General features: G+C 63.2%; 22 protein-coding genes and 1 pseudogene. 13 read left to right on the forward strand and 10 right to left on the reverse strand.

Annotation, left to right across the window (positions count from 1 at the left end; genetic code table 11):
* Positions 1-121: 121 nt before the first annotated feature.
* Positions 122-2,056: a patatin-like phospholipase family protein gene (locus V1283_RS39060; protein WP_334391885.1), complete on the forward strand. Its 1,935-nt coding sequence runs from the start codon at positions 122-124 to the stop codon at positions 2,054-2,056.
* Here the strand turns inward: V1283_RS39060 and V1283_RS39065 are convergent.
* A pseudogene (locus tag V1283_RS39065) lies at positions 1,972-5,050 on the reverse strand (bifunctional diguanylate cyclase/phosphodiesterase). The gene V1283_RS39060 and the pseudogene V1283_RS39065 sit on opposite strands and share 85 nt — an antisense overlap.
* A gap of 238 nt (positions 5,051-5,288) precedes the next feature.
* On the opposite strand from V1283_RS39065, the gene V1283_RS39070 reads away from it, so the two are divergent.
* Positions 5,289-5,927, forward strand: a complete 639-nt coding sequence (locus tag V1283_RS39070; protein WP_334391886.1) for a carboxymuconolactone decarboxylase family protein — start codon at positions 5,289-5,291, stop codon at positions 5,925-5,927.
* Between the two features lie 132 nt (positions 5,928-6,059).
* On the opposite strand, the gene V1283_RS39075 is transcribed toward V1283_RS39070, so the two are convergent.
* Entirely contained in the window at positions 6,060-7,835 is a 1,776-nt protein-coding gene (locus V1283_RS39075) for a putative bifunctional diguanylate cyclase/phosphodiesterase (protein WP_334391887.1), read from the reverse strand.
* 218 nt (positions 7,836-8,053) lie between these two features.
* Positions 8,054-9,016, reverse strand: a complete 963-nt coding sequence (locus V1283_RS39080; protein ID WP_334391888.1) for a sensor histidine kinase — start codon at positions 9,014-9,016, stop codon at positions 8,054-8,056.
* Between the two features lie 187 nt (positions 9,017-9,203).
* On the opposite strand from V1283_RS39080, the gene V1283_RS39085 reads away from it, so the two are divergent.
* Positions 9,204-10,043 carry an SDR family NAD(P)-dependent oxidoreductase gene (locus V1283_RS39085; RefSeq protein WP_334393336.1) on the forward strand — a complete coding sequence of 280 codons (840 nt, stop codon included), beginning with the start codon at positions 9,204-9,206 and terminating at the stop codon, positions 10,041-10,043.
* Positions 10,044-10,074: 31 nt separating this feature from the next.
* Positions 10,075-10,572, forward strand: a complete 498-nt coding sequence (locus V1283_RS39090) for a cupin domain-containing protein (protein WP_334391889.1) — start codon at positions 10,075-10,077, stop codon at positions 10,570-10,572.
* Between the two features lie 119 nt (positions 10,573-10,691).
* Here V1283_RS39090 and V1283_RS39095 read toward each other — a convergent pair whose 3' ends face one another.
* Positions 10,692-12,068 carry a cytochrome P450 gene (locus V1283_RS39095; RefSeq protein WP_334391890.1) on the reverse strand — a complete coding sequence of 459 codons (1,377 nt, stop codon included), beginning with the start codon at positions 12,066-12,068 and terminating at the stop codon, positions 10,692-10,694.
* A gap of 252 nt (positions 12,069-12,320) precedes the next feature.
* Here V1283_RS39095 and V1283_RS39100 point away from each other — a divergent pair, with 252 nt between their 5' ends.
* A complete protein-coding gene (locus V1283_RS39100; protein WP_334391891.1) occupies positions 12,321-13,145 on the forward strand; it encodes a DUF4886 domain-containing protein in 825 nt (274 codons plus the stop codon).
* Positions 13,146-13,307: 162 nt separating this feature from the next.
* On the opposite strand, the gene V1283_RS39105 is transcribed toward V1283_RS39100, so the two are convergent.
* The gene (locus tag V1283_RS39105; RefSeq protein ID WP_334391892.1) at positions 13,308-14,549 is read right to left on the reverse strand and encodes an LLM class flavin-dependent oxidoreductase; all 1,242 of its coding nucleotides are present in this window, start codon (positions 14,547-14,549) and stop codon (positions 13,308-13,310) included.
* Between the two features lie 175 nt (positions 14,550-14,724).
* On the opposite strand from V1283_RS39105, the gene V1283_RS39110 reads away from it, so the two are divergent.
* From V1283_RS39110 to V1283_RS39120, 3 genes are all read left to right on the forward strand, one after another.
* Entirely contained in the window at positions 14,725-15,426 is a 702-nt protein-coding gene (locus V1283_RS39110; protein ID WP_334391893.1) for a VOC family protein, read from the forward strand.
* A 144-nt stretch (positions 15,427-15,570) separates the two neighbouring features.
* Complete coding sequence (locus V1283_RS39115) at positions 15,571-16,977, forward strand: MFS transporter (protein ID WP_334391894.1); 1,407 nt, start codon at positions 15,571-15,573, stop codon at positions 16,975-16,977.
* A gap of 138 nt (positions 16,978-17,115) precedes the next feature.
* Positions 17,116-18,327 carry an extracellular catalytic domain type 1 short-chain-length polyhydroxyalkanoate depolymerase gene (locus V1283_RS39120; protein ID WP_334391895.1) on the forward strand — a complete coding sequence of 404 codons (1,212 nt, stop codon included), beginning with the start codon at positions 17,116-17,118 and terminating at the stop codon, positions 18,325-18,327.
* 16 nt (positions 18,328-18,343) lie between these two features.
* Here the strand turns inward: V1283_RS39120 and V1283_RS39125 are convergent, their stop codons facing one another.
* Positions 18,344-18,655, reverse strand: a complete 312-nt coding sequence (locus V1283_RS39125; protein ID WP_334391896.1) for a hypothetical protein — start codon at positions 18,653-18,655, stop codon at positions 18,344-18,346.
* Between the two features lie 139 nt (positions 18,656-18,794).
* Between V1283_RS39125 and V1283_RS39130 the strand changes: the two genes are divergently transcribed.
* Positions 18,795-19,163 carry a winged helix-turn-helix transcriptional regulator gene (locus tag V1283_RS39130; protein ID WP_334391897.1) on the forward strand — a complete coding sequence of 123 codons (369 nt, stop codon included), beginning with the start codon at positions 18,795-18,797 and terminating at the stop codon, positions 19,161-19,163.
* 8 nt (positions 19,164-19,171) lie between these two features.
* Here V1283_RS39130 and V1283_RS39135 read toward each other — a convergent pair whose 3' ends face one another.
* Positions 19,172-19,840 carry an MBL fold metallo-hydrolase gene (locus V1283_RS39135; protein WP_334391898.1) on the reverse strand — a complete coding sequence of 223 codons (669 nt, stop codon included), beginning with the start codon at positions 19,838-19,840 and terminating at the stop codon, positions 19,172-19,174.
* Positions 19,841-19,997: 157 nt separating this feature from the next.
* Between V1283_RS39135 and V1283_RS39140 the strand changes: the two genes are divergently transcribed.
* The gene (locus V1283_RS39140) at positions 19,998-20,813 is read left to right on the forward strand and encodes an RMD1 family protein (RefSeq protein ID WP_334391899.1); all 816 of its coding nucleotides are present in this window, start codon (positions 19,998-20,000) and stop codon (positions 20,811-20,813) included.
* Between the two features lie 181 nt (positions 20,814-20,994).
* Here V1283_RS39140 and V1283_RS39145 read toward each other — a convergent pair whose 3' ends face one another.
* Positions 20,995-22,113 (reverse strand): vWA domain-containing protein, encoded by a 1,119-nt coding sequence (locus tag V1283_RS39145; protein ID WP_334391900.1) that lies wholly within the window; start codon positions 22,111-22,113, stop codon positions 20,995-20,997.
* 166 nt (positions 22,114-22,279) lie between these two features.
* Between V1283_RS39145 and V1283_RS39150 the strand changes: the two genes are divergently transcribed.
* Positions 22,280-22,765, forward strand: a complete 486-nt coding sequence (locus V1283_RS39150) for an MmcB family DNA repair protein (protein WP_334391901.1) — start codon at positions 22,280-22,282, stop codon at positions 22,763-22,765.
* 52 nt (positions 22,766-22,817) lie between these two features.
* On the opposite strand, the gene V1283_RS39155 is transcribed toward V1283_RS39150, so the two are convergent.
* Positions 22,818-23,372, reverse strand: coding sequence for an ActR/PrrA/RegA family redox response regulator transcription factor (locus V1283_RS39155; RefSeq protein ID WP_334391902.1), 555 nt, complete (start codon positions 23,370-23,372; stop codon positions 22,818-22,820).
* 103 nt (positions 23,373-23,475) lie between these two features.
* Positions 23,476-24,801: an ActS/PrrB/RegB family redox-sensitive histidine kinase gene (locus V1283_RS39160; RefSeq protein WP_334391903.1), complete on the reverse strand. Its 1,326-nt coding sequence runs from the start codon at positions 24,799-24,801 to the stop codon at positions 23,476-23,478.
* Positions 24,802-24,976: 175 nt separating this feature from the next.
* On the opposite strand from V1283_RS39160, the gene V1283_RS39165 reads away from it, so the two are divergent.
* Together V1283_RS39165 and V1283_RS39170 are read left to right on the forward strand one after the other, a co-directional pair.
* Entirely contained in the window at positions 24,977-25,774 is a 798-nt protein-coding gene (locus tag V1283_RS39165) for an ABC transporter ATP-binding protein (protein WP_334391904.1), read from the forward strand.
* A gap of 47 nt (positions 25,775-25,821) precedes the next feature.
* Positions 25,822-26,589 (forward strand): ABC transporter permease, encoded by a 768-nt coding sequence (locus V1283_RS39170; protein WP_442895914.1) that lies wholly within the window; start codon positions 25,822-25,824, stop codon positions 26,587-26,589.
* Positions 26,590-26,665: the final 76 nt, after the last annotated feature.

Here is a 26,665-nt window from a genome sequence, read left to right on the forward strand (position 1 = left end):
GTGCATCCGCAAGGCCCTTTTCACGCGGTATTGCTGCGATACGCCCGGCCGCGGCCTTTATATCGCTCGCGGCAGTGATGGCCCGGCGCTAAGTTAGGCCGTGTCAACTGGGTACCGCCAAATGAGTGGATCGAGCTCGGTACTTGCGTGGAGCTCCGCCCTGGAGGACTTCGCGCTGTTTCGAACGCTCAGTGCCGAACAGCGGCTGAAGGTTCTCAACGCCTTGGTCCGCCAGGATCTGGTGCGCGGGGAGATGCTGGTCACGCAAGGTGGGCCGTCGGACTCGCTTTTCCTGGTGCTGCATGGTGCGCTCGCGGTTCGCAAGACCGGCTATCTCGAGCCGATCGCGGAGCTTCGCGCCGGCGAACTGGTGGGCGAGATCGGCTTCTTCGCCAATGGCCCGCGCACCGCTGACGTGATCGCCATCCGCGATACCAGCGTGCTGGCATTAACGCGTCCGGCCTACCAGAAGCTGGTCGAGGAGGCTCCCGCCATCGTCGAGGCGCTGCTCGCGGCGCTGGCGCGGCGGTTCGCCAAGGAGACCGCGCGCATCGCGCCGTTCCCCACCTCGCCGAAGGCGCGAACGGTGGCGCTGATCGACGGCGGCCTGGAGCCGCTGCCGGGCATATTCGATCGCCGGATGCGCGAGGGGCTCGCTGCGACCCAGGCCGAAATTATCGACGCCGCCCGCCTCCAGGCGATGTTTCCCGGCCGCGCGCTCGATGCACACGAAGTCACCGAATGGCTCAACAAGCTCGAACACACCGCGCCGCTGGTGGTTTATCTCGGTGGCCGCGACGCCTCGCCATGGGCGCGCAAGGCGATCCGTCAGGCCGACATGGTGGTGTTCGCGTGTCGCGGACAGGCGCCTGGGGCAGCATTGACTGAACTCGAGGCCTTCGCCTGCGAGGTTCATTCCGTCTCGGCCAGACGCCTCGTCCGCGTTCATGACCGGCGAAGCGGCGAGGTCTCTGGCACCGCGGCCTGGCTGGCCCGGCTGCCCGCCTTCATGCATCACCATGTCGCTCTCGAAGACCAGATCGATATCGACAGCCTGGTTCGCTTTCTGTGCGGCCGGGCGATCGGCTTCGTCGCCGCCGGCGGCGGCAGTTTTGGGACCGCGCATGTCGGAATCTACAAGGCGTTTCGCGAACGCGGCGTGATGTTCGATATCTTTGTCGGCACCAGCGTCGGCTCCGCCATGGTGGCCGGCTTTGCCAAAAATCTCGAAGCCGAGCATCTCGAACGCGGCACGCACGAGATCTTCGTCAGGAGCCGAAGCTTTCGGCGGCCGACCTGGCCGCGCTATTCGCTGCTGGATCACAAGGCGTTCGATCGCGCGCTGGCCCATCAATACGGCCCCGACTGCCGGATCGAGGATTGCTGGCGGCCTTTCGCGGCCGTCGCCACCAATCTTTCGACGCATAATCTCGAACTGATCCGCTCGGGGCCGCTCTGGCAGGCGGTCCGCGCATCGAGCGCGATTCCCGGGCTGTTGCCGCCGTTCTACACGGCCGACGGCGCGATGCTGGTCGATGGATGTCTGATCGACAACGTCCCGCTGACGTCGATGCACCAGCTCAAGAGCGGTCCCAATCTGGTGGTGCATTTCGGCGAGCCGGCGGCGGAGATGTTCGACGTCGACTATGCGGCGCTGCCGGGACGGTTCGAGCTGATCGCCGCCATGCTGACGCCGTTCCGAAAGAAGCTATTACCCTCCGCGCCGAGCGCGGTGAACGTGCTGTGGCGAAGCCTCGTGGCGCATCAGCGCTACGATACGTTGCCGGTCGGGCCGTTCGATACGGTGATGCGGCCGCCGCCTCCGGTCGGGATCGACGTGACGGATTTCGATCGTCACACCGAAATCTTTGAAGCTTCCTACCACTGGGCCAAGGAGGCCATCGCGGCGCTGGAGGCGGGTGACAGTTCGGCCATCGCCGCCATGCTCGACACCGGTGCGCTGGAACGGCGTCAGGCGACGGCTGTCACAGCTTCCAATCGCGCGCCCAGCAATCGCCTCGCCTCGGCCGCCGGCTTCGGCGCGCTGAACAGGTAGCCCTGCATCTGGGTGCAGCCGAGCTGGCGCAGCATCTCGCGCTGCTGCTCGGTCTCGACGCCTTCCGCGGTCGTCGTCATGTTGCGGGCTGCGGCGATGTTCACCACCGCCTGCACGATCGCGGCCGAGCCGTCGACCTCGATATCGCTGACGAAGCAGCGGTCGATCTTGATCTTGTCGAACGGGAATCGCTTCAGATAGCTCAACGAGGAGAAGCCGGTGCCGAAATCGTCGAGCGCGATGCGCACGCCGATGGCGCGGAGCTGATGCAGGATCGCCAGCGCGCTTTCGTCGTCATGGATCAGCACCGCCTCGGTGATTTCGATCTCCAGCCGGTCGGGCGGCAGGCCGGAGGCGGCAAGCGCGCCCGTGATCCGCAGCGCCAGCGTCGCTGATTTCAACTGAATGGGCGAAACGTTGACCGCGAGCCTGACCCGCGACGGCCAGCAGGCCGCCTCTGCGCAGGCGGTCTGCATGACCCAGTCGCCGAGTTCGTTGATCAGGCCGGTGTCCTCGGCGATTGGGATGAATTCCGCCGGCGAGACCATGCCGCGTTCGGGATGACGCCAGCGCAACAGCGCCTCGCAGCCCGTCACCTCGCCGCTGGCGAGATCGAGCAGCGGCTGATAGTGGATTTCGAAGGCGCCGTCGGCCAGCGCCTGTCGCAGATACTGCTCCATGGTGAGCCGCGCCTTGACGCGGGCATCCATGGCTGGCTCGAAGAAGCGATGGATGCGGCGTCCCTCGGCCTTGGCGGCGTACATCGCGAGGTCGGCGTGCTTGATCAACTGGTCGAGTTCGGTGCCGTCCTGCGGCGCGAGCGCGATGCCGATGCTGGCGTCGGTCGAAAGATGATGGCCGAGGCATTGATACGGCCGGCGGATCGCCTCGTAGACGCGGGTCACGAATTCCTCGACGTCGGCGCGGCCGCCGATGGCGGTCTGGATCACGGCAAATTCGTCGCCGCCGAGGCGGGCGATAAGATCGCCCGGCTTGATGCAATCCCTGAGGCTGGTCGCGACCGCCTGCAAAAGTTCATCGCCGACATGGTGTCCAAGCGAGTCGTTGATGCCCTTGAATTCGTCGATGTCGATATAGAGCAGCGCGAATTGCTGGCCGCCGGCGGCCTTGCGAAGCTCGCGCTCGATCTGCTCGCGGAACAGCACCCGGTTGGGAAGATCGGTCAGCGCGTCGTAATGCGCCAGATGCGCGATCTTCTCGTTGGCAAGCCGGCGCTCGGTAACGTCGTCGACGACGTTGATGATGTACCGCGCCTGACCCGCCGAATTGCGGATGCCGAGCCGCTTGGAGGTGATGTAGCGCGGGCCCATCCCCTGGGTTTCCCAGACATGCTCGTCCTTGAACAGGCCGTCGGGGGATTGCAGCGTTTTCTCTTCGTCGGCCGCGATGAGCGCGGCGGCGGCCGCTGGAAAGAGGTCAGAGGCCGTCTTGCCGATGATCAGGTCGCGCGAAATGCCAAACTGGGCTTCTGCCACGCGGTTGACCAGCAAATAGCGCTTGTCGTGCACGTCCTTCACGGTGATCTGTGACGGGATGTGATCGATGATCTGGCTCAGGAAGGCGTAATTGCGGTCGCGCTCCTGCTCGAGATTCTGCCGCTCGGTGATGTCTTCCATGGTGGCGACCCAGCCGCCATCCGCCAACGGCTTGCTCACCGCCATGAAGGAGCGCCCGTCCGGGCATTGCATGATGCTGTGATCGATGCGGCCGCGCGCGATGTTTCGGACGACGGTGGCACAGAATTTGTCGACGTTGCCGGCGAACGATCCGCGATCCTTGCGATGCTGCATCAGGTCGCGGAAATGACAGCCCGGCTTCACCACGTCGGTCGACAGATTGTACATGTCGATATAGCGCCGGTTGAAGGTGACGAGGCGCGCCGAAGCGTCGAACGTCACCAGGCCCTGGATCATGTTGTTCAGCGCGGTATCGAGCCGGCCCCGTTCCGCCTCCAGCCGCTGCTGCGCCTCGCGGTTCTGCCGGGTGATCTGCCTGATGATCAGGAACAGGATCAGGGCGATCACCGCCGCTGCCAGCGTTGCCGCAATAACGAGGAATCGGGTTTGCTCGCGCCAGTCGGACAGCGCGGCGGCAACCGTGTTGGTCGCGACCACCACGCCCGAGTAATGACTGAGCGGGGCCGCAGATCCCAGCCTGTCCGTCTGGTCGATCGGGCTTCGGACGCGCAGCGTCTGCAGGGTGCCACGCTCCCGTACCCGCTGCAGCAGCGGCGCATTCGCAAAATTCTGGCCGATCAGTTCGTCGACCCGTGGATAGCGCGCGAGCAGGGTGCCGTCGGCATGAAATATCGAGATCGCGGCGCCGGTTCCGAGCGCCACGGAAGCGAAGAATTTCTCGTAGTTGACCGGGTTGATGCGCCGCGTCATCACGCCGAGGAAGGCGCCGTCCTCGCCGCGCAGTCGATGGGCGATGATGGAATTCAGATTGCCGTTGAGATAGCTGCGAACCGACTCGGTCAGAATGGACGGCGATCGCGAATCGAATTTGAAGCTCTTGAAGTAGGCCCGCTCTGAAATGTTGAGGGGCGGGGCCGGCAGCGGCCGCGACCAGTTGATCATGTCGCCGTTGGAATCGAAGATCGAGATGTCGCCGAGATAGGACAGGACGCCGGCCTTGGACCTCAGGATCTCATGTGCCTCGGAGCTCCCGGCATGTTTCCGGAATTCCCGATCCGAGACGATACCGGAGATTTGCAGCGCGGGAGATCACGTCATCGGCGAGCGTGTCGGAATCCTCGAACTGCTGGTCGAAGTGACGGGTAAGCAGGAGGATGGTGTTTTCCAGCTCGCGCTCGCTGTTGACAAGCGCGCGCTCGCGGAATTCACCGGCCATCATGATGGTGCCGACGAAAATCGCCGTGACCAGCAAGCCGCCGCAAAGCGTCAGCCACAGCACCGGTCCCCGTATGTTTGCGGCAAGGTGCCGCCCGGTGGCTGCGGTTCGGGCTCTCATGCCGTGCAGGTGATTGAATAGACCGCGCATTTCTCCCTTCTCCCGGGAACATGCATACGATGGGCGGATGTCATAAGCGGTTAGGAAATCCGGTTACCTAAGGCTTAATCGCGGCCGCCGTTTCGGGCACAGCGCCGAAGCGGTATCCCGTTGCTTCTGCCGTTTCGAAGGCTAAGCTTGGGTGTGCCCGAAAAAAACAACGCGGCGAGAAGTCCGCAATTTACAGGGAGAAGAACCAATGAAGAACCTGCTTGCCGCTGGCGCTCTGATGGCCTTGATCGCAGTCCCCGCCGCGAGCCGCGCCGAAGACATCACGCGCTTCGCGCCGCTGAAGGCCGAGCAACTGACGCCGCCGCAAAAGGCCTGGGCCGATGAGATCGCGGTGCCGCCGCGAAATGCGAAGTTCGGCAACCCGCCCTATCGCGCCTATATCCGTAACCCGGATCTTGCGCCGCGGCTGTCGGCGCTGTCGGACTATCTGCGCTGGAATACCTCGCTGCCGCCGCGGCTCTCCGAACTGGCAATCCTGATCACGGCGCGGGAGTGGACCGCGCAATATGAGTGGTTCGCGCATTATCCGCTCGCGCTCAAGGGCGGGCTCGATCCCAAGGTGGCAGACGCGATCGCGGCCGGCAAACGCCCCGACGCGATGAAGGACGACGAGGCCGCGCTGTATGATCTGGCGACCGCGCTCTACCGCGACAGGAAGGTCTCCGATCCCGTCTACAAGGCGGCGCTGGAAAAATTCGGTGAGCGCGGCATCATGGATATCATCGGCATCATTGGCTACTACGACCTGGTTTCGATGACGCTGATCACCATGCAGGCCGAACCGCCTAATGACAGCGTGAAGCCGCTGCCGGTGCTGGGGAAGTAGCGCCTGTCGTTAGTGCGTAGGGTCGGCAAAGCATAAGCGTGCCCACCATTCGATATTGCGACCTGGAGATGGTGGGCACGGCGCAAAGCGCCTTTGCCCACCCTACGCAATATTCGCGCAGCCGTGTCGGCTTCAGCGGCGATAGCCACCGGCGCGCGAATAGGTGGGACGGTTTTCCTGCGCCGGCCGGCTGGCGAGGCTGGCGCGCGCCTCGCTGGCGCGCGGGGTCGCCAGCTTGAGGTCTTCCAGGAAGGTCGGGCGCGAGAAGTAATAGCCCTGGGCGTAACGGATCTTGGTCGCAGCCTGCAGATAGGCCAGTTCCTCGAAGCTTTCGAGCCCTTCGGCGATCACGGTCATGCCGAGCGCTTCGCTCAGGGACTCGATCGCCCGCAAGATGCCTTGGCTGCGCGGACGCTTATGGATATCGGTGATGAACGAGCGGTCGATCTTGATCTCGTCGGCGGTAATGTCGGCCAGCGCCGACAGCGACGAATAGCCGATGCCGAAATCGTCGATCGAGATCTTGACGCCGAGCTTGCGGAAGATCGGCAGGATCTCGTCCTGAAAATGCGTCTTGGTGACGAAGGCGTCTTCCGTCACCTCGATCATGAAGCGCGCTGGAAATCCGGTGGCCTCGAGGGCCTCGGCGAACGGCTGCATGAATTCGGGATTGCCGGCCTGCTTGGCCGCGACGTTCATGCTGATCGTGGTGTCGGGGCCGAAGGTCTCGTTGATCAGGTCGATCGACTTGACGATTTCCGCCAGCACCAGATGGGTCAGCTCGTCGATCAGGCCCAGTTCGGTGGCAAGGTTGATGAAGGTGCTGGGGGCCTGAATCACCCCGTCGTCGTCGCGCAGGCGTACCAGCGCCTCGACGCCGATGATCTCCTGGGTCCGGATATCGACTTTGGGCTGGAAGGCGCAGCAAAAGCGCTTTTCCAGGATGGCCAGCCGCAGCGATTGCTCGATCTTCATCCGCGCCAGCGCCTCGCGCTCCATGCTGGCATCGAAGAACGCCGCGTCGCCTTTGCTGCCGTTCTTGACACGGTACATCGCGATGTCGGCGTTCTGGCGCAGCACTTCATAGCTGCGCCCGTGTTCGGGATAGAGGCTGACGCCGATCGAGGTTGAGGCGAATATCTCGGACTGGTCGATGAAGAACGGCGCCTTCAGCCGCTGCAGGATGAAGTGGATGAATTCTTCGACCTCGGCGTCGCTCTGGATCGGGTTGAGCAGCAGCACGAACTCGTCGCCGCTGATCCGCGACAGGATGTCGGATTCGCGCAGGTCCAGCCCCAGCCGCTTGGCCATCTCCACCAGCAGCGCATCGCCGACCGCGTGTCCGTAATAGTCGTTGATGTGCTTGAAATTGTCGATGTCGAGAAACGCCAGCGCGAAACGGCCCTGTCCGTTGTCGTATTTCAGGAGGCTGTTGACGCGATGCTCGATCACGCGCCGCGTCGGCAGGCCGGTCAGCTCGTCGTAATAGGCGGAGCGGAACAGGTGATCCTCGAACGCCTTCTGTTCGGAGATGTCGGTCGAGCTCGAGATCAGCAGATTGCGCCCGGCGACCTGGATCGGCCGATGCGAGGTGAGAAACACCTGTTTGGCCGAACCGCCGGCAATGGCTTCTTCGACTACGGCCGGTCGGCCGGTACGCAGCAATTCGAGACAGGTTTCGCGGCGATCGTTCAGTTGCGAGGCCGACGGCGCTGCGGCGGCGGCCTCCAGGATGGCGGTCGCGGCATCGTTCATCAGCACGAACTCGCCGTGCTCATCCTGAACTGTCACGCCGGCCGGAAGTAACCTGAAGACATCCCGCAGGATGCTCAACTCGGATTCAGATATGCTTTCATCGCTGGCCTGCGTCGCGGCCGCCGGAAAGTCGTGCTTGTTGGGACTATGCATGCCACGGAGCTTGGCAAAGTCCCTTGTAGTATTGGTTAAGTGGAACCGCGAAAAACCGGGACAACCGTAGAAGTCGGCGGTTTCCAGCGGTGCCGAACTTGATCGTCATTAACAGAATGTCAACGCCGATGAAGAAGGCCGCGTGCGAGGTGAATATCGGTTCACGCGTTTGACCAGCACGATGGATTTTGCGCTGGGACTTCGCGGGAAAAACGCTTCTAATTCGCGGGAATCCGGCATTGCATCGTGCAATGCACGCCGGTCTTCAGGAAGCGGATCTCGGTCTTGCCGTCGAACGCGCGAAGCGCCGATTGCAACAGTTTGGTGCCGAAGCCCGCCGGTCCGACGTTTTCGACCACGGGGCCTTCCGTTTCATCCCAGGTGACGCTGAGGCGACTCTCCGACACCGACCATGAGACCTGCAACAGCCCGCGGGCCGAAGAAAACGCGCCATACTTGCCCGCATTGGTGGCCAGTTCGTGAAAGATCAGCGCCAGGCTGACCGCCAGCTTGGCCGGCAGGAACAGGGAATCGCCGTTCAAGTTGAACCGGACATGGCCATATGGCCCGAGTTCGGAATGCAGCATGTCCTTGATGTCGCAACCGCTGCCGTCCAGCCGCGCGATCATATCGTCGGTCGCCGATAGCGCGCGGAGGCGGCGATCGATGCTGCCCCAGATTTGCGGCTGATCCTGCAGGACCTGATGCAGCACGGCGTGGATCGTCGACGTCTTGTTCTTGAGCCGGTGCTGCAATTCCTCGACCAGCAGCTTGCGGTATTCCTCTTCCTTGATCAGGCGTTTCGAATTTTCCCGCTGTTGCGCGACGATCGTTCGGTAATGCTCGACGCCCCAGATGGCGAACCCGCAAACCGCCCAGAACATCAGCAGCAGCGCAAACCGCGCGGAATCGACAACCGCGTTGCTGAAATTGATGGCGAAGCCGAGCGCGCCGCCCGCGATCGCCGTCGCGATCCCGATCCGCGCGCCGCCGACGGCGGCGGCCAGGAACACGGCCGGGAAATAGGGCGTGAAGAATACGTCGGGACGGATCTGGGCTATTCCCCAGCGGGCAATCGTCGACAAAGCGAGACAGCCGGCCGCGAAGCCCGTACTGAAAAGCAGCGAGGGCTGGGAAATTCCCTGCCAGCCGCGCCGGAACTCGTCGATCAATTTCTTCATCGGAGTTGTCACTTCACGTGATCAGCGAATCCAAAATATGGCCGAGCATATCGAAAATAGGGGATTTCGGGGCCGCTGATGGCAGCAAAGCGACTCAGTGCTGGCGATCACAGTGGAACAAGCGCGCTTGCCTTGTCGGCGAGGGGCGGGAATATTGGTGGAACCGATGGCGACGGGGGGCGACGATATGGGACGGCTGGACGGCAAGGTTGCGGTCATCACCGGCGCGACGAGCGGCATCGGATTGCACACCGCGGAACTATTCGTCGCCGAAGGCGCAAAAGTCGTGATCGCCGGGCGCCGCGCGGCGGAGGGCGAGGCGCTGGCGAAAAAACTCGGCGCTACCTGCGTCTTTCGCCAGACCGACGTCACGGTGGAAGAGCAGGTGAAGGCGCTGATCGCCCTTTCGGTGGAGAAATTCGGCCGCATCGATTGCCTGTTCAATAATGCCGGCGGCCCGGCGCAGACCGGCGGCATCGAAGGCCTCGAGGTCGAGCGTTTCGACGCCGCGATGGCGACATTGATTCGCAGCGTAATGCTCGGCATGAAACATGCGGCCCCGCATATGCGGAAGCAAGGTTCCGGCAGCATCATCAACAATGGCAGCATCGCCGGCCGCCTCGCCGGCTTTTCGTCGTCGATGGTCTATAGCGCGGCGAAGGCCGCCGTCATCCATCTCACCAAATGCGTGGCGATGGAACTCGGCGAAGCCAACATCCGCGTCAATTCGATTTCGCCCGGCGCGATCGCGACGGGTATTTTCGGCAAGGCGCTGGGCTTGTCGGTGGAGGCTGCCGAAAAGACGCCGGCCGTCATGCGTGAGGTCTACAAATCGGCCCAGCCTATACCGCGCGCCGGTCTGCCCGAGGATATCGCGCATGCCGCGGTGTTTCTGGCGAGCGACGAATCCTCCTTTATCAACGGCCACGACCTGGTGGTCGACGGCGCCATGACCGGTGGCCGCAACTGGAGCCAGCAGCAACAGGGTTATGTTACGCTGAAGAAGGCGTTCGATCAGGGCGCGTAGGCTGTTTTGGGCGACACCAAGGGAGACGCAAATGTCTGTGGCATTCAGATCATCGCAGCAGGGCGATTTTCGTCCGTTCTACCTCGCCATCATCGCCGGCCTCGCCTGCGCCTTCGTGATCGGCAAGGCGCTGCCATCGACCATGGATGCGATCTCGGCGGTGATCGAACCGCTATGCGCCAACAGCGCAGCCGGTTCGACGCAGGACGTCGTCGAGCCGATCTCCTCGCATGCGTTGCCGAACGTGGCGGGCAAGCGCGTGACGATCGTGCGCGTATTCTATGGCCCCGGCGGGTTCACGCCGGCGCACCGGCATGCCGGTTCGGTCACCGCCTATGTCACAAAGGGCGAAATTCGCTCGCAACTGGCGGGCGGTCCGGTCGAGACGTTTGGGGTCGGGCAATCCTTCTTCGAGCCTCCGGGCGCCGTGCACCTGGTCTCGGCCAATGCCAGCATGACCGAGCCCGCCGAATTGATCGCGGTGTTCGTGGCTGACGAGGGCGCGCAACTCACGACACTCGTGAAGTAGGTTGTATGCGAGGCTACGGCCACGATCTCAACTCGTCATGCGTGGGCTTGACCCGCGCATCCATCGCTAGCGATATTTTTCAAGGTGACGGATTGCCGGGTCAAGCCCGGCAATGACATCTAGACCGCCTTCAGCACCACCCGTAACCCGTCCCGCGGTTTCGGGATCGGCCACATCTGCCAGTCCGGTTTGTAACCAGGCTCCAGCGACACTTCGAGATTCTGCAGGAAGTGCCGCGCAAAGCATTTCGCCTGCATGTAGGCGAAGTGCAGGCCGAGGCACATATGCGCGCCGCCGCCATACGGCACCCAGGCGAAACGGTGGCGGTTGCGCTGCGCCTCGTCGGTGAAGCGCATGGGGTCGAATTTTTCAGGCTCGGGCCAGATGTCGGGCATGTGATGCGTGAACAGCGGATTGACGCCGATCATGGTGCCGGCAGGGATCGCATAACCCTTGAAGGTGAAGTCCTTGATGGAGCGGCGCGGCATCGACGGCACCGGCGGCTTCAGCCGCAGCGCTTCCTTGAAGGCAATTTCGGAGAGCCGCATGGCTTCTAGATTGTCGAATGTCATGGGGGCGTCCGCGGCGAGGCCGAGGCCTGTGACTTCGTCGCGCAGCCTCTGTTGCCACTCCGGATGAGCGGCCAGTTCGCCCACGAAGGACGTCAGCGAAGAGGTCAGCGTGTCGTGCGCCGCCATCATCAGGAAGCTCATGTGATCGACGATGTCCTGCGTCGAGAGCAGCGCGCCGTCCTCGTGGGTCGCATGGCAAAGCTGCGAGAACAAATCGTCGCCGCCGCCTTTGGCGCGGCGGAGGGGGATCTGTTCCGAAAAATAGGCGACGATGCGCTTGCGGCCCCTGACGCCACGCGCCATCGCGGTGCCGGGCAGGGGCTTGCGGATTACGGCGACGGAAGCCGCGACCATATCGACAAAGGCATTGGTGATCTCATCCACTTCGGGCCCGATGCCGGCGCCGAGAAAGGAAGTCGCCGCGAGGTCGAGCGTAAGCTGCTTCATCGCGGGATAGAACAGCATCGGTCCGGGCCGTGCCTTCCATTGCGCCACTCGCGCGGCAATCCCGGTATCGAGATCTGCAAGGTAGGATTTCATCGGCCCGGATTTGAACGCCACCGACAGCGCGCGGCGGTGCAGGCGATGCTCCTCGAAGTCCAAAAGCATCAGCCCGCGCGGAAACAACAGCCCAAGAATCCGTCCCCATCCGAGCGTCGAGGAGAACTGCTTGGCCTGGTCGAACAGCACCAACTCGTTGGCCTCGGGCCCGAGCAGCACGAGGCTGGTCTCGCCGAACAGATGGCTGCGATAGACCAGGCCGTATTTTCTGGATTGCCGCTCGACCTGCCCCTTGGGGTCGGCGAGCACTTCCAGAGTTTTGCCGATCAGGGGCCAGCCCTCGTCACCCGGGATATGCGTCAGCGAATTGCGCCGAGGCGGGGTAAAGCTGTAGGCGGGGGAAACGACGCTCTGCATCGACATGGCACTTGCTCCGGTTGAGCCTCGGAATCGCAAATATTATCCACCGTATCGGTGACTTTGTCGCGCCCTGAAACGTTGGCCGCGAGCAGCTCGGGTCTAGCCGGCTTAGGTAAATAACTCTTTGTTTTGCCGCAGCAAAGCGCGCACCTGCCAGAACTACGCGCGGCTGACCCAATTGGCGTCACAAAGCCATCGGTGCGTGCTAGGGTACCAGAAAATCAAGCCAGGTCTGGCAAAGTCAGGGGAGCATATATGATAAGCTTGTTTCGACTTATCGTGGTCGCGCTGGTTACGTTGGTCGGTATCGCAGCAGCGCAAACCTCGGCGCTGGCACAGACCAAGCCCGCTGTGACCACGCTGGGGCCGGATTTTCCCAAGACTGGAATCTTCATCGGCAACAGCTTCTTCTATTACAACAACGGCCTGCCGGGGCATCTGTCGCTGATGGAAAAGGCCGCCGACCCCGACCACAAGCAGGATTACCGCAACACAATGGCGACGATCGGCGGCTCCGGCTTCGATTGGCATGATGTCGAAAGCTATTTCCGGCCCAACGCCATCGGCAATTATTCCTTCGACGACAACAACAACGTCGTCTTCAACAAGCTCGACAAATTGTTCGACGTTGCCGTCATGATGGATTGCAGCCAGTGCCCGATCCATCCCAAACTCAAGTCCGTATTCACCGACTACGCCAAAAAGAACAGCGATATCGTGCGCGCCAAGGGCGCAAAGCCGGTGTTCTTCATGTCATGGGCCTATGCCGACAAGCCCGAAATGACGGCGCCATTGGCCGAGGCCTATACGGTCGCGGGCAATGCCAACAACGCGCTGGTTATCCCGGCGGGCCTTGCTTTCGCGCGCGCCATCGGCAAGCAGCCCGAACTAAATCTCTACGCGCCCGACAAGCGCCATCCGTCGCTCGCCGGAACCTATCTGGCGACCTGCGTGGTGTTTGCGGCGCTGACCGGGCGCTCGCCCGTCGGTAACTCCTATCTCGCCAACATCGATGCGCAAACGGCGGCATTCTTGCAGAACGTCGCGTGGGAAACCGTTCAAGAATATTACGGGAAGTAGGACGCGTTGCGGGCGTAGCCGTCGGGCAGGACTACTAGCCCCGTCATTGCGAGGAGCGAAGCGACGAAGCAATCCATGCCTCCGCGCACGCGGAGAGATGGATTGCTTCGCTTCTGCGCTCGCAATGACGGTGAGAGATCCCGCCGCCCCTGACGCAGCCCATCACGCCTTGCGCTTGGCCGCTTCCTTCTGCAGGTCCGGCGCGTTGATGGTCGGGATCGCCACCCGGCCTGGGCCGGTATGGGCCAGCGCGGCGGCGGCCTTTTCGTTCTCCATGATCTTCGCCATCACGGCTTGACCCGCCCGCTCGAACACCGCGCGGTTCTCGATCAGGAATTTTTGCGATTCGCGCAGGCCTTTGACGTAGCCGTTGATCTCCGGGATCACGTAGCGCGCGACCATGTCCCAGCTTCGGCGGGTATTTTCCGGGTTGGCCCAGTCGTGCACGAAGCCGATGATGGTGCCGACGCCGCCCGAGACCTGCATCAAATTCTTGATGGTCTTGACCAGGTCATCCGGCGTGCCGATGGTGGAGGCGGCGTTTTCGCCGCCGGCGGTCTTCTCGAGCGCATCCTCCGGCGAGGTGAACGGCTCCAGGCCCGGCCGCTGCAGCGTGCGGACATTATATTCATTGTGCCAGCGCATCAGGCCGGGGCCGGCCTCGCGCTGGGCCTGTTCGCGAGTCTCGGCGATGTGCCAGCTCAAGAGCACACGCCAGTCGGAGCGGCTCACGGTGGTGCCGGCCTTCTTGGCGGCATCCTCGGCAAAGTCCCATTGTGTCGGCAGCGCCATCAGGCCTTGCGTCGACATCGAGCCGAGCGAGATGATGCCGATCCCGTATTTGCCGGCGAGCGTCATGCCCGATGGCGAGATCTGGGAAGCCACCACGAACGGCATGTCTTCCTGCAGCGGCAGCAATTGCAGCGCGGCGTCGTTCATCGTGAACCAGTCGCTCCTGGCGGTGACGCGCTCGCCCTTGAACAGGCGGCGGATGATCGCGATCGCCTCGTCCTGGCGGTCGCGCTGCGTCATCGGATCGATGCCGAGCGTGTGTGCATCAGACGCCAGCGCGCCCGGACCGGAGCCGAAAATGGCGCGGCCGCCGGTCATCCAGTCGAGCTGCACCATGCGCTGGGCGACGTTGTAGGGATGGTGATAGGGCAGCGAAACCACGCCGGTGCCGAGTTTGATGCGCTTGGTCCGTTCGCCGGCGGCGGCCAGAAACATTTCCGGCGAGGCGATCATCTCCCAGCCAGAGGAATGGTGCTCGCCGCACCAGAACTCGTCGAAGCCCAGCGTGTCGATCTGCTCGACGAAATCGAGGTCGCGGCGGAACTGCAGCAGCGGATTCTCGCCGATCGGATGATGCGGGGCAAGAAAGGCTCCGAACTTGAGACGCGCCATGGGGTTTTCTCTCCGGATTTATTATTCTCTGGGAATTGCTCGGCATCAAACCTACGGGGTGGGCAGGGGCAAGGCAATCCTGAGAACCCCGCCGCCAGCGCATGGTTGTCGCGCGGAGGCGGCTGTCTTACCGTCGGCCGGAATTAGTTGCCCCGTCTTGCTGTTGAAGGCCGAGATGAAACTCGCCAAGCCCCGCATCGACATCGGCTTTGCCACCAACAACGCGCCGGCGGCGCTGGCGTTCTGGCAGAACGAGATCGGCCTGCCGTTCGACTACACCCAGCCGATCCGGCGCGGCTACAAGCAGCACCGCCACGATCTCTGCGGCTCGATCCTGAAGATCAACCAGCTCTATGAGCCGCTGCCCGACAATCCGCCATCCGGCTATCGCGAGCTGTTGATCGCGCGCGACGGCATCGCGGCACCGCAGCCGATGACCGATCCGGATGGCAACCGCGTCGTGCTGGTGCCGAAGGGCATGTTCGGAATCGAACGCATCGGCATCCGTCTTGGCGTTCGCGACGTCGAGGCGCATCGCCGCTTCTACAGCGAGGCGCTGGGATTGCCGCAGGGCGAACCGGCCGATGGCGCAATGACCTTCCTTGCGGGCGACACGGTGCTGATCGTCGAGCAAGCCGCGGATGCGCCCGACGATGCCGCCTTCGACGGCAAGGGCTGGCGCTACATCACGTTTCAGGTGTTTGAGGTCGATCGCGAGCACGCTTACGTGCTGGCGCATGGTGGCCGCGAGGCGCGTGCGCCGGTGACGCTCGGCAGCACCGCACGGATTTCGATGGTGCGCGATCCCGACGGCAACTGGATCGAGCTGTCGCAGCGCGCCTCGCTGACGGGATCGCTGAAACCTTCGACCGCGTGATCTCCTCGGCGAGAGGCCGATCTGGTCGCACGCCACTGCGCTGCATTCACGGCCACGGGAGATCGCTTACCTCCGGGGTAATCGCAGACATGACCGAAGCCTGAGATCATCCGATGCAAGAGATCCCGAACGAGGCTCGTTCCCATGCATCAGATCGTCTCAAATCCCGTCGATACCTCCCGCCGCTGGTGGGTGCTCGCGACCGTCGTCGCGGCGCAATTCATGTTCGGGGTCGACGCCTTCATCGTCAACGTCGCGATCCCGACGATCGCGGCCGAGCTGCACGCGAGCGCCGCGCAGATCGAGGCCGTGATCGCGATCTACCTGATCGCCTATGCCACGCTGGTCGTCACCGGCGGGCGGCTTGGCGATATCTACGGTGCGCGAAACGTGTTCATCTCAGGCGTGGCCGGCTTCACCGTCACCTCGCTGTGGTGTGCCCTGGCGCAATCCGGTCCGGAACTGATCGCGGCACGGCTGGCGCAGGGCGCAACGGCGGCGCTGATGGTGCCGCAGGTGCTGGCCACCCTTCATTTGCTGTTTGCGGATGCCTCGCGGGCCCACGCCTTCGGCATCTACGGCATCGTGCTCGGCCTCGCCGGCGCCGCCGGCTTCCTGCTCGGCGGCCTTCTGGTCACGCTCGATCTGGCGGGGCTCGGCTGGCGTGCGGTGTTCTTCGTCAATGTGCCCTTCGGCGCCGTCATCATCGCCGCGGCCTGGAAAATCATGCCGAGCTTTCAGCGCCGGGCCGGCACGCGGCTGGATATTCCGGGGGCGATCGTGCTGTTTCTCGGCCTGCTGTGCCTGATCGGTCCGCTGCTGTTCGGTCACGATCTGCACTGGTCACCTCTGGTGTGGCTGGCGATGGCCGCAGGCGTCGGCATTGTTACCGCGTTCCTGCGGCTCGAACACGCGGTCGCCCGCCGCGGCGGCATGCCGTTGATCGATCTCGCGCTGCTGTCGGATGTGGCATTCATGCGCGGGCTTGCCGCCGTGTTCTTTTTCTTCTTCGCCAATTTGTCGTTCTACCTGGTGATGACGATCTACATGCAGAAGGGGCTGCAGATTCCGCCGCTGCAGGCCGGGCTGGTCTTCCTGCCCTTGGCACTGACCTTCGTGGTCGCCTCGCGGCATAGTGGAATGCGCGCCAAACATCGCGGCACGCTGGTGCTGATCGAGGGCTGCGTGGTGCAGATTGCCGGCCTTGCGGCATTGGTGATGGCGATTGAATGGATCGATGCGCCGTCCGCGATGCTTCTCGCCCTCGTGCTGACGATCTTCGGTTACGGCCAGGGGCTCGTCATGGCGCCATTGTCGAGCGCCGTGCTCTCGAGCGTGAAGCCCGTGAGTGCCGGCGCAGCCTCCGGCGTCTACGGCACGACGGCGCAGATCGCGAATGCCGCAGGCGTCGCGGCGATTGGCGCGGTATACTTCGCGATCGAATCAAGCCAGCCGAGCCGGCTGGCGCTGTTTGCCGCATTGGCGCTGTTTGCGCTGTCGATTATCGCCTGCGCCGCATTCCTGACATGGATGCGTCAGGTCACGGGATGACAAAATAACGTCATCTGCCAAAATTTGATTGTGGGGAATGACAGTGCACGGCCTTTTTATTTCGCGGTGCAGCAACTATCTGTTCTAGGTAACGTCATTAAGAACAATCGCCCGGACACAATCGCCCCAGGAGCCATCTTGTCGCTCGCGAAGAACGTCGAATTCTTGCGCCATCTCCCGAAGCTGAACGGGTTCAATGGCTTGGGAATCTATGGCCGAGGTGCATCGGCGGGGGCGGGGAGTCCGCTCGTTGAAATCGCAGGATTTGGCACCAATCCCGGCGCGCTAAAAATGTTCGCCTATGTGCCGGTGCAGTTGCCGCGCGCGTCCGCGCTCGTCGTGGTCCTGCACGGCTGCGGCCAGGCCGCAGCGGGATATGATTTCGGCACCGGCTGGTCGACGCTCGCCAAGCGCTACGGCTTTGCGTTGCTGATGCCCGAACAGCAGGGCGCCAACAACGCCAACACCTGCTTCAACTGGTTCAATCCGGGCGACATCGCGCGCGGCCGCGGCGAGGCCGCCTCGATCCGGCAGATGGTCGCGCGGATGGTCGCCGATCACAAAATCGATCCGCGCCGCATCTATATCACCGGCCTCTCCGCCGGCGGCGCGATGACGTCGGTGATGCTGGCGACCTATCCGGAAGTGTTCGCGGGCGGCGCCATCATCGCCGGTCTCCCGTTCGGCATCGCCAGCAATGTCCGGGAAGCGCTCGGCGGCATGATGCAGTCGACGTCGCGCCCTGCCGGCAAATTGGGCGATCTCGTCCGGAAGGCCTCCAAGTATAAGGGCCCGTGGCCGAAAGTGTCGGTGTGGCACGGCAGCGCCGATCGCACCGTCAATCCTGCCAACGCCAACGAGATCGTCAAGCAATGGCTCGATGTCCACGGCCTGCCGGCGGCGCCGATGTCGGCAACGGATGTCGACGGCTACCCGCGTGAAGTCTGGTGGAATGCCGATGGCGAGACCGTCGTCGAATCCTACACCATCACGGATATGGCCCACGGCACGCCGCTGGGGCTTTCCGGCAATGACGAGCGCTATGGCGCGGAGGGCGCGTTCCTGATCGAAGCGGGGATTTCCTCGTCCTACCACATCGCAAATTTCTTCGGCCTGACCGAGCGCATCAGCCCGACCGTCGAAGCGGCCAAGCCGGCGCCAGCGCCGAAGACCGTTCCGTCGGCCGCCACGGCATCCCTGCAATCGTCCGATCACGCCGCCACGCTCTGGTCGCGAGCCCACAAGCCGGTTCACCAACCCAAGCCGGCGCCGCGCGAACCGAAGCGTCGCGGCATCGATGTCGGCGCCGTCATCACCCGCGCCCTGACGGCGGCGGGACTGATGAAATAGCCGCGTCTTGCGGCGTTCAGGCTGAGGCGGTTTCGGCGATCCATTCGATCGGCGTCACCGCGACGTCGCCGCCGGCGGCAACCTGCCGGGTCTTCTCTGTGTAATGCTTGAAGAAATCGCGCTGCTGCAGCGTCTTGACTGCGTCATCGTCGGCGGCCGAGGCGAGGTGCCAATAGCTGGCATCGTCGCGGTTCCTGAGGCAGCGATAGATGATCCGCCCCTTGAGTTCCGGATCATTGTCGAGCGCCGCAATGAAGCGGCCGATTTCCCGATGCCACTCTTCGGTGGTGCCGTTGGCGAACTGATACTTGATCATGAAATGCTTCATCGACGCCTCCTTGTGGCTGCATCGAACAATCTGGTGCGCTTGGGTGCATACGCGCAAGTATGGACAAAAATGATAGTATAGACTTTCTCGCGCCTGCTCCTATCCTGATGTGACCACGCTAGGTGATGGAGACGGGGTTATGGCCAAGGCAAAGACGCAGACCTGCGGCTGCCCGGTCGCGGCATTCCAGAAAATGATCAGCGGCAAATACAAGCTGCGCATCGTCTGGGACCTGAAAGATGGTCCGCGGCGCTACGGCGAAATTCGAACCGGCCTGCTGCGCGGCGCGAGCGGCAGCGCCGAGATCACGCCGCGGGTCCTGAGCCGTGAATTGAAGGCGCTCGCCGAGAGCGGGCTTATCGACCGCAAGGATTTTGGCGTGGTCCCGCCCAAGGTCGAATACCGCCTGACCCGCAAGGGCAGGAGTTTCGTGCCTGTCATTGCCGCCATTAAGGACTGGGGCACGCGGCATCTTGCGGAAGCGGACGAAATGGTCGCGGCTGAATAGGCGACGCGTTACATCTCGCCGGTAAGGAACGGATTGGTCATCCGCTCCTGGCCGATGCTGGAGCCCGCGCCATGGCCGCAGATGAAGCCGACATCGTCGCCGAGCGGCAGCAGCTTTTCCTTGATCGAGTTGATCAGCGTGGCGTGGCTGCCGCCGGGCAAATCCGTGCGCCCGACCGAGCCGTTGAACAGCACGTCGCCGACATGGGCGAAGCGCAATTCCTTGTTGAAGAACACCACGCTGCCCGGCGAATGGCCCGGGCAATGCAGGATGTCGAAGGTGAGATCGCTGATCGACACCTGCTCGCCCTCGTCGAGCCAGCGGTCAGGGCCGAAATTGCGCACGTCAGTCATGCCGAAGCGCTCGCCGCTGCTCACGACATTGTCGAGCAGGTATTTGTCGGCGATGTGCGGACCTTCGATCTTCACCTGCAGCGCATCGCGCAGTTCGGCGGCGCCGCCGACATGGTCGATATGGCCGTGCGTCAGCCAGATCTTCTCGACCGTGACGCCGGTCTGCTTGATCGCTTCCATGATCTTGGGAACGTCCCCGCCGGGATCGATCACCACGGCCTTCTTGGAAGGCTCGTGCCAGATGATGGTGCAGTTCTGCTCGAACAGCGTCACCGGCACGATCATCGCGCCGGCTTTCGCTTGGGTCTCGGTTTTGTCATCCATGGCAGGCACCATATTCTACCGTGAAATGGGGTCAACACGGCCGGAACCGATATGTGGTCGGTTTCCGTCCGTGATAGGGTTGCACAGGTGGATATTTGGCGACGAAAGCTCGAAATCGCATCGGCCAGATCGCGATTTCCGATGGGATGCGCAGTTCATGGACCAAGCCTCCAAATCGCCGCTCGGCGGGACCCGAACGACGGCGCGGGCGTTTTTTGTCAGCGATCGCCTCAATACGTCGGGCCTCGAGCGCGGCGATGTGCTGGCAACGACGCCGCTGGCGTTTCGCGTCAATGAAAGCGGCATCGCCATACTGTTCCGCTATGGCGTGGTGATCCTGATCGGGCTGAATGCGCTGGAGGAGGAGGAATTCCTTCGCGGCCTGGAGCACCGCATGACGGGGAAGCTCGCGCGGCGCGACGAGGAAATTGCAATCATCGAGCTTGCCCCGGAACGGGAGGACCAGATTCCACCCGGCGGCCCGATCTGCCTGCAAAGCCTTTCGCCCGAGCGGCTGATCCTGATCGGCGAGGCGTTGGCGAAGAGCGTCGTCCTGGCGCGGCACGAACGCGAGGTTGCCAGCGTCTTCGATACGACCGAGCCGTTCGCGCGGGAACTGGCGCGGAACGGACGCATGCACGGCAGCCGCCAATCCATCCTGAAAAATATCGGCAACGCGCTTCTGGTACGGCACCGGGTGTCGGGGCCGGTCGAAGTGGAAGAAAAACCCGACGTGCTTTGGGACAAGCCGCATCTGGAGCGGCTGTACGCCCGGCTGGAGGACGAATACGAGCTCAAGGAGCGCGCGGAATCGCTGAACCGCAAGCTCGCCGTGATCGCCGAGAGCGCGCAGGTGTTGACCGATATCATCGATACGCGGCGCTCATTGCGGCTCGAAGTGATTATCGTGCTCCTGATCCTGTTCGAAGTGATCATGACGATCTACCAGCTCGCCATCGGCCGGCACGCCTGAGCGGATCGGGCGTTCCGGCAACAAACTCTCGTCGTCCCGGCCAAGCGAAGCGCGAGCCGGGACCCATAACCCCGGGCGTGTGTTAGGCGAAGGCTGTAGCTCCAGCCGGACGCAACAACAAACACCAGTGGTTATGGGTCCCCGCTTTCGCGGGGACGACTCGCGGAGAAAGCGCGCCTACCTACCGCTTGATCTGCGCCTTCAGCGTATCCTCGACCACACGGTCGAACGACGATGCTTTCGGCGGCGCCTTGGCGCGCTGGTCGGCGACGTATTTGTCGCGCTTCGCCACCAGCGCTGACAGTTTTTCGTTGAGCGCCTTGCGCTGGTTCATCTGCTTGTTGACCTCATCGGCGCGCTGCTCGGGCTTCATCGCGCGCAGATTATCCGGCAGGTCTTCGTCCTTGATGGTGGAAAAGCTGCTGCGGCCGGCTGCGACGTCGGCGACGAGGTCGCCAGCGCCGGTGACGGCTTCGGACGTCGCCTTCGAACGCTTGTTGAGATAGCTCGCCATCTCCGAGGCCTGCGCCGGCGCGGCGGCGGCGACCTCGGACAATTGCTTGGTCTTGCCCTCGGTGCGCTTCTGCATCGCGCGCGGCCCGTAGGGGATTACGGTGCCGTTGATCTCGCGCTGCAGGATGATGATGTCCTCGTCATAAGGCGTTTCGATGATGACGACCTGGCCGCCGTCCTGCGGGATCGGAATGAAGCGGCCGTTGCCGTTCTGGGCGATGTCGCGCCACACCCGCTCGGTATCGCGGGCATCGCCGGCCAGCACGGCGTTGACGATGATGTCCTTCTGCCTCGCCACCGACAGCGTGATCGGATATTTGGTGTCCTGCGCGTAATCCATGTGCGGCGGCGCATCGCCGACCAGGAACACGATCCGCCTGGTATCGCCGCCGCGGGTCCATTGCAGCTTGTTGACGCCAACGTCGAGCGCCTCGTTGACGCTCTCCGGCCAGTCGCCGCCGCCGCGCGCCTTCAATTCCAGAAGGTTGGCATAGAGATCCTGGATGTCGGTGGTGAGTTCGACCTTCTTGGTGACGTAGTCGTCGCCGATGTCGCGATAGGCGACGAGGCCCATGCGGATGTCGGCGTCGGGGTTGGAATCGACGATCGCGGTCGCGATCGACCAGATCTTGCGCTTGGCGCCTTCGAGCAGGCCCCCCATCGAGCCCGTGGTGTCGAGCACGAACGCGACTTCGACGGCGGGCTTTGCAACGGCCGATGACAGTCCGGCGGACAGCGACAGGGCAGTGAGGGCAAGGGCAAAAACGGGGCTAGCGATGCGTGGCATCGTTGGATCTCCTCCAGTATTTTGTCCCTCAAGCCAGGGTTTCCCCGGCTTCACGGTGCGCTGAGGTCCAAAAAGGGCGGGTTGCGGACAAATTTGTGGCCGGCTTTATGCCGGACTTGGCATCGCTGCTGGGTGGTCGCCGTGAAATCGGATAGGGTTCACGATCATGGAATCGCCCGCCCGCCAGATCAGCCTCGTGCCTCCATTGGACCGCCGCCAGTCGGAGACGGCGCTCGCGATCGCGCGCGGCACCGCGCGGCTGCTTCGCGCGCTGGGGTTTTCCTGCATCAGCGAACTGCCGCTGCCCTCAGGCCGGCGCGCCGATCTGGTGGCGCTGAACGAGAAGGGCGAGATCTGGATCGTCGAGATCAAGTCATCGGTGGAAGATCTGCGCGCCGACCAGAAGTGGCAGGACTACCGGATGCATTGCGACCGGCTGTTCTTCGCCTTCACGCAGGATCTGCCCTGCGAGATATTCCCGCAAGATACCGGCCTGATCATCGCCGACGCCTACGGCGCCCATTTGCATTGCGAGGCCCCCGAGCATCGTCTGCCGGCGGCAACGCGCAAATCCATGACGGTGCGTTTTGCGATGGCCGCCGCGCAGCGGATCAACCGGCTGATCGATCCGCAGGGCCACGGGGAGTTTTAGTTCCTCGTCATGCCCGGGCATGACGAGGACAGAGATCGTCACAAATTAATAATTACCGCGGCGCGCGCTTGGCGAGAATCCGCTGCAATGTGCGGCGGTGCATGTTCAGCCGTCGCGCGGTTTCGGAGACGTTGCGGTTGCACATCTCGTAGATGCGCTGGATGTGTTCCCAGCGCACGCGATCCGCCGACATCGGATTCGATGGTAATTCGGATTTCTCGGTGCCGCTGGCGAGCAGCGCCGCGACCACGTCGTCGGCATCGGCAGGCTTCGAGAGATAATCCACCGCGCCCATCTTCACCGCCGTAACCGCGGTTGCGATGTTGCCGTAGCCGGTCAGCACGATGGTGCGCGCGTCGGGGCGCTTGCGCTTCAGCGCCGACACCACGTCGAGCCCGTTGCCGTCGCCAAGCCGCAGGTCCACCACGGCGAAGGCCGGCGCGGCCTTGTTGATCTGGGCCAGCCCGTCGGTCACGGTGTCGCAGGATGTCACCGCGAAGCCGCGGGTTTCCATCGCGCGCGACAGGCGCTCGAGAAACGGCTTGTCGTCCTCGACGATCAGCAGCGAGCGGTCGGCGAGATCGTTCAGTTCGGCGATGGCGTTCAAGATCGGGTTCCCCCGGGTTGCGGGTGCAGAGCATCATATAAAGCATATGGCGCGGCAATTTTGCACTGCCAAGGCCCCACAAAGTCGATCGGCTCGCTTTCGGTTAATCCGCTGGGCCGGCAGCGCTTTCCTCAGCCTCGAAACGAGCGCGCGGCCAGGCGATCTGCACCACGGCGCCGTGATCGGGAAAGGTCCGGTTGGAGAACGAGACCTTGGCGCCGGTCCGTTCCAGCAGCGTGCGGGCGATGAACACGCCAAGGCCGAGGCCGGCGCGTTCGCGGTGGGCCTCATCGGCGCTGCGACGCCTTGATAAATAGGGTTCCCCGATCCGTTTCAGCATGTCGGGCGCAATGCCCGGGCCGTCGTCCGAAATGATGATTTCGACCGTATCGGCGTTCCACCAGGCGTTCACCTCCACCGTCGTCCGCGCGAAGTCGACGGCATTTTCCAGGATGTTGCCGACGCCGTACAGGATGGCCGGGTTCCGCGCACCGACCGGTTCCCGCGTGGCTGCGACAGCTAGCCGCACCTTGATTGCGACGTCGAAATCGCGATGCGGCGCCACCGCCTCCTCGATCAGCGTCGACAGCGGCATGAGGTCGAACGGCGCGCCGGAGGAGGAAAGCTGGGTGATCTTGGCGAGGATGTCGCGGCAGCGCTGCGCCTGCTCGCGCAGGGTTTTCAGATCGGACGCCAATGGGTCGTCGCCGTCGACCGTCTTTTCCAGCTCCCGCGAAATCAGGAAGATCGTCGACAGCGGCGTGCCGAGTTCATGCGCGGCGGCGGCGGCGAGGCCATCGAGCTGGGTCAAATGCTGCTCGCGCGTCAGCACCAGCTCGGTCGCAGCCAGCGCATCGGAAAGTTTTCGCGCCTCCTCGGTCGCCTGGAACGCATAGAGGCTGGTGACGCCGATCGCGAGCACGATCGAGAGCCAGACCCCGAACAGATAGATCGGCGGCAGCACCAGCGGGTCTTCGCTGTCCCACGGGAGCGGCAGGTGGAAGAACACCAGCGCCGAGGCGCAGGCGACCGCAAGCAGGCCGAGCCCGACCGTCATCCGGATCGGCAGCACCGTCGCCGAGATCAGGACCGGGGCCAGGAACAGGAACGAGAACGGGTTCTGCAATCCCCCGGTCAGGAACAGCAGCGCGGCCAATTCGACGATGTTGAGCGCGAGCAGCGCCGCCGCATAGACCGGCTCCAGCCGCTGCATCGGGTCGAAGGCAATCTGCAGCGCGAGATTGAGCAGCGCCGAAATGCCGACGATGGCGACGCAGGCAATGACGGGAAACTCGAATTCCAGCCCATGCGCCACGATGAAGATCGCGGTGAGCTGGCCGAGCGCAGCTAGCCAGCGCAGCCGGAGGATCGTATCGAGACGAACATAGCGTTGCGGAAGGCGGAAATCGGAGGCGTCGACGTCGGTCATGCCTGGAGTTTAGCCGCGCGGGCCTGCGATCACAAATTCGCGCGGTCAATTTCGCTCCCTCCGTGATGCCTGGGCATAGCCGTCCGGAAGGACGGCGTCGCTGCCGCTCGCCTATGCCCGGACATGACGGCTTCCCTTGCACTCGACGCTCTGATGGCTCAATGAACGGGCAGTCATGGACCATAGTGAGACAGCGCCGGCACAGTCTGCCGCGGCCGGGCCGGAAAGCTCCGCCGCGATCGACGTCGCGCATCTCATAAAACTCTACAAGACCACCCGCGCGGTGGATGGCGTGTCGTTCCGGATCGCGCGCGGCAGCATCACCGGCCTGCTCGGCGGCAATGGCGCCGGCAAGACCACGACGATCGCGATGATCATGGGGCTGGTGCTGCCGACCTCGGGGCGCGTCCAGGTGCTTGGCCATGCGATGCCGGAGCAAAGCGCCGAGGTGCTCGGCCGGATGAATTTCGAGAGCCCCTATGTCGACATGCCGATGCGGCTCACGGTGCGGCAGAACCTCACCATCTTCGGCCGGCTCTATGCGGTGAAGGATCTCGCCGCGCGCATCGAACAGCTCGCCTCCGACCTCGATCTCAGGGATTTCCTCGATCGCGCCAACGGCAAACTCTCGGCCGGACAGAAGACCCGCGTCGCGCTGGCGAAGGCGCTGATCAACCAGCCTGAATTGTTGCTGCTCGACGAGCCGACGGCTTCCCTCGACCCCGACACCGCCGACTGGGTGCGGCAGCATTTGCAGGACTACCGCAAAACCCATGACGCCACCATCCTGCTGGCGTCGCACAACATGCTGGAAGTGGAGCGGCTGTGCGACCGCGTCATCATCATGAAGCGCGGCCGCATCGAGGATGACGACAGTCCCGACCAGATCATGGCGCGCTACAACCGGAATACGCTGGAAGAAGTGTTCCTCGATGTCGCGCGCGGACGGGTAGCGGAGGGGACATCGTCGTGAGCGAGATCACAGCCCATCGCGCCATTTCCTGGCACCGTATCCAGGCGATGGTGCTGCGCTACTGGTATCTCCTGATGTCGTCGTGGCCGCGCCTATTGGAGCTGATCTATTGGCCGGCGTTGCAGATCATCACCTGGGGCTTTCTGCAGAGTTACATCTCTCAGAACGACGGCTTCTTTGCGCGCGCCGGCGGCACGCTGATCGGCGCGGTGATCCTGTGGGACATCCTGTTCCGCGGCCAGCTCGGCTTCTCGATCTCGTTCCTCGAAGAAATGTGGGCGCGCAACCTCGGCAACCTGATGATGAGCCCGTTGAAGCCGATCGAGTTTCTGATCTCGCTGATGATCATGAGCCTGATCCGGCTTGCGATCGGCGTGATCCCGATGACGCTGCTGGCGCTGTTCTTCTTCGATTTCAATTTCTTCGCGATCGGGCTGCCGCTGATCGCGTTCTTCTGCAACCTGATCTTCACCAGCTGGTCGGTCGGAATCTTTGTTTCGGGTCTGGTGCTGCGCAACGGGTTAGGGGCCGAAAGCATTGTCTGGACGCTTATGTTCGGCCTGATGCCGCTGGCCTGCATCTATTATCCGGTCGCGGTGCTGCCTGCCTGGCTGCAAGCCATCGCCTGGACGCTGCCGCCGACCTATGTGTTCGAGGGCATGCGCGCGCTTCTCATCAATCACGTGTTCAGGGCCGACCTGATGGTCTGGTCGCTGGGCATCAACGCGGTGCTGTTCGCTGCCTCCTTTGCGATCTTCCTTGCCCTTTTGCGCAGCGCCAAACACCACGGTTCTTTGCTCGGGGGTGGCGAATAAGTCACAGTTTCCCGTGGTTTCCCGGGGTTTTTGGCCTTTTGACAGGTGGACATAACCCCTTGGTGCATTGACGCAT

Source organism: Bradyrhizobium sp. AZCC 2262 (assembly GCF_036924535.1).
Taxonomy (GTDB): domain Bacteria; phylum Pseudomonadota; class Alphaproteobacteria; order Rhizobiales; family Xanthobacteraceae; genus Bradyrhizobium.

What these genes read in the sequence shown, in the direction of transcription:
- V1283_RS39135 (WP_334391898.1), bottom strand. Translation starts at nt 19,840, where the DNA reads ATGGATGACAAAACCGAGACCCAAGCGAAAGCCGGCGCGATGATCGTG.
- V1283_RS39090 (WP_334391889.1), top strand. Translation starts at nt 10,075, where the DNA reads ATGTCTGTGGCATTCAGATCATCGCAGCAGGGCGATTTTCGTCCGTTC.
- V1283_RS39140 (WP_334391899.1), top strand. Translation starts at nt 19,998, where the DNA reads ATGGACCAAGCCTCCAAATCGCCGCTCGGCGGGACCCGAACGACGGCG.
- V1283_RS39165 (WP_334391904.1), top strand. Translation starts at nt 24,977, where the DNA reads ATGGACCATAGTGAGACAGCGCCGGCACAGTCTGCCGCGGCCGGGCCG.
- V1283_RS39105 (WP_334391892.1), bottom strand. Translation starts at nt 14,549, where the DNA reads ATGGCGCGTCTCAAGTTCGGAGCCTTTCTTGCCCCGCATCATCCGATC.
- V1283_RS39080 (WP_334391888.1), bottom strand. Translation starts at nt 9,016, where the DNA reads ATGAAGAAATTGATCGACGAGTTCCGGCGCGGCTGGCAGGGAATTTCC.
- V1283_RS39060 (WP_334391885.1), top strand. Translation starts at nt 122, where the DNA reads ATGAGTGGATCGAGCTCGGTACTTGCGTGGAGCTCCGCCCTGGAGGAC.
- V1283_RS39170 (WP_442895914.1), top strand. Translation starts at nt 25,822, where the DNA reads ATGGTGCTGCGCTACTGGTATCTCCTGATGTCGTCGTGGCCGCGCCTA.
- V1283_RS39085 (WP_334393336.1), top strand. Translation starts at nt 9,204, where the DNA reads ATGGGACGGCTGGACGGCAAGGTTGCGGTCATCACCGGCGCGACGAGC.
- V1283_RS39125 (WP_334391896.1), bottom strand. Translation starts at nt 18,655, where the DNA reads ATGAAGCATTTCATGATCAAGTATCAGTTCGCCAACGGCACCACCGAA.
- V1283_RS39070 (WP_334391886.1), top strand. Translation starts at nt 5,289, where the DNA reads ATGAAGAACCTGCTTGCCGCTGGCGCTCTGATGGCCTTGATCGCAGTC.
- V1283_RS39115 (WP_334391894.1), top strand. Translation starts at nt 15,571, where the DNA reads ATGCATCAGATCGTCTCAAATCCCGTCGATACCTCCCGCCGCTGGTGG.
- V1283_RS39145 (WP_334391900.1), bottom strand. Translation starts at nt 22,113, where the DNA reads ATGCCACGCATCGCTAGCCCCGTTTTTGCCCTTGCCCTCACTGCCCTG.
- V1283_RS39160 (WP_334391903.1), bottom strand. Translation starts at nt 24,801, where the DNA reads ATGACCGACGTCGACGCCTCCGATTTCCGCCTTCCGCAACGCTATGTT.
- V1283_RS39095 (WP_334391890.1), bottom strand. Translation starts at nt 12,068, where the DNA reads ATGTCGATGCAGAGCGTCGTTTCCCCCGCCTACAGCTTTACCCCGCCT.
- V1283_RS39150 (WP_334391901.1), top strand. Translation starts at nt 22,280, where the DNA reads ATGGAATCGCCCGCCCGCCAGATCAGCCTCGTGCCTCCATTGGACCGC.
- V1283_RS39130 (WP_334391897.1), top strand. Translation starts at nt 18,795, where the DNA reads ATGGCCAAGGCAAAGACGCAGACCTGCGGCTGCCCGGTCGCGGCATTC.
- V1283_RS39100 (WP_334391891.1), top strand. Translation starts at nt 12,321, where the DNA reads ATGATAAGCTTGTTTCGACTTATCGTGGTCGCGCTGGTTACGTTGGTC.
- V1283_RS39075 (WP_334391887.1), bottom strand. Translation starts at nt 7,835, where the DNA reads ATGCATAGTCCCAACAAGCACGACTTTCCGGCGGCCGCGACGCAGGCC.
- V1283_RS39110 (WP_334391893.1), top strand. Translation starts at nt 14,725, where the DNA reads ATGAAACTCGCCAAGCCCCGCATCGACATCGGCTTTGCCACCAACAAC.